General features: G+C 73.9%; 1 protein-coding gene. It reads right to left on the minus strand.

All coding sequences use genetic code 11. The annotated features are described in order from the left end of the window. Nucleotides 1-105: 105 nt before the first annotated feature. Nucleotides 106-1,641, minus strand: coding sequence for a cysteine--tRNA ligase (gene cysS, locus I6A81_RS41070; protein WP_203007332.1), 1,536 nt, complete (start codon nucleotides 1,639-1,641; stop codon nucleotides 106-108). Nucleotides 1,642-1,791: the final 150 nt, after the last annotated feature.

Below are 1,791 nucleotides of genomic sequence, written 5' to 3' on the forward strand. Positions count from 1 at the left end.
GTCCCGGCTCCTCCAGGAGCCGGGACGGGGCCCAACGTCTTCTCACGCGCCCGGCCGGCAAGCTCGTCGTGGGTCCCCCGCGCCCTGGCCGGGTCCGCGGCGATGTCAGGCCAGGTGCCAGCGCTGGCCCTCCGGAGTGTCGTCGACGACGATGCCGGCCGCGCCGAGCCGGGCACGGATCGAGTCGGCCTCGGCGTAGTCGCGCCGGGCCCTGGCCGACGAGCGCAGGTCCAGCATGATCTCCATCACCCCGTCCAGCGCCGGGCGCAGCTGGCCACCGGCGGCCGGCCACTGCTCCACCGGGTCGAGCCCGAGAACGGTGAGCATCCGGCGCGCGACGACCACCCAGCCGGCGAGCTCGCGGCTGTGCGCCTTGGACAGCACCTGGTTGCCCTGGCTCACCGCGCCGAACAGCGCGGCGAGTGCCCGGGCGACGCCCAGATCGTCGTCGAGCGCCGCGGCGAAGCCGGCCCAGGCCGCCTCCGGCGAGGCCACCACGGCGCCAGGCGTGGCACCGGCGTCCCCCGAGGCCTCCGTCGCGGCCCGTGGCCTCGTCCTGGAGGCCGCCTTGCCGGCTCCGCGCGGCGCGGCCGCCGGGGTCTCGGCCGCCAGCGCCGCCGCGGCCTCCGGGCCGCCGAGGATGTCCAGGGCGTTGCGGACGAACGTCTCCACCCGCTCGTACGCGGCGGCCGACTCGGTGAGCGTCGCGACGGTGTACTCGAGCGAGGACCGGTAGTGGGCGGAGATCAGGTGGAAGCGCAGCGCCTGCGGACGGAACTGCCCGAGCACGTCGGTGACGAAGAACGAGTTGCCGAGCGACTTCGACATCTTCGTGCCGCCGGTGGTCAACAGCCCGACGTGGATCCAGTACCGGGCCATCTCCGCCTCGGTGGGCACGCCGCCATGGCCAGCGGCGCACACCGTCTGCGCCCGCTCGTTCTCGTGGTGCGGGAAGACCAGGTCCAGGCCACCGCCGTGGATGTCGAAGACCGGCCCGAGATACTTGCCCGCCATCGCCGAGCACTCCAGGTGCCAGCCAGGCCGTCCGGGGCCCCACGGCGAGTCCCAGGCCGGCTCACCCGGCTTGACCGCCTTCCACAGCGCGAAGTCGCGCGGGTCCGCCTTGCCAGGCTCCGCCTCCGGTGAGGCCTGCATGGCCTCCGGGCGCTGGTTCGACAACGCCCCGTAGTCGGCGTACCGGCCCACCCGAAACCACACCGAACCGTCGCCCTCGTAGGCGAAGCCCGCTTTCATCAGCGCGGCGACCAGCGCGTGCATCTCGGGAATGTGACCCGTCGCCCGCGGCTGGATCGTCGGCGGCAGCACCCCGACGGCCCTGTAGGCGTCGTCGAAGGCCCGGGTCTCGCGGGTCGCCAGCTCCCAGACCGAGACGCCCTCCCGGTCCGCGTTGACGATGATCTTGTCGTCGATATCGGTGACGTTCTGGACGTACGTGACCTCGTAGTCGGAGGCCAGCAGCCAGCGCCGCAGCAGGTCGAGGGCGACCGCGGACCGGAGGTGGCCCACGTGCGGAGCGGACTGAACCGTCGGCCCACACACGTAGACGCCCACGTGACCGGGGCGCAGCGGCTTGAAAGGCCGCACACGCCGGGTACGCGTGTCGTATAGGTGCAGGCTCATCTGTCAAGAGTACGGCGGTCGCCGATAAGGGCGCTGGCGCGCCCATCGGCGCTCCGCCTGTCGGGGCGCGGGGCGCCCCGCCCCCACCCGGACGAGCCCCCCCCCGCAATCCGGGGCCGGACCCGGCCGCGGCCACGGTCGCGGGCGGGT

Source organism: Frankia nepalensis (genome assembly GCF_016786325.1).
Taxonomy (GTDB): Bacteria; Actinomycetota; Actinomycetes; order Frankiales; family Frankiaceae; genus Pseudofrankia; species Pseudofrankia nepalensis.

Excerpts from the sequence above, each read along its gene's own strand:
- cysS (WP_203007332.1), bottom strand. The coding sequence starts at position 1,641 with ATGAGCCTGCACCTATACGACACGCGTACCCGGCGTGTGCGGCCTTTC.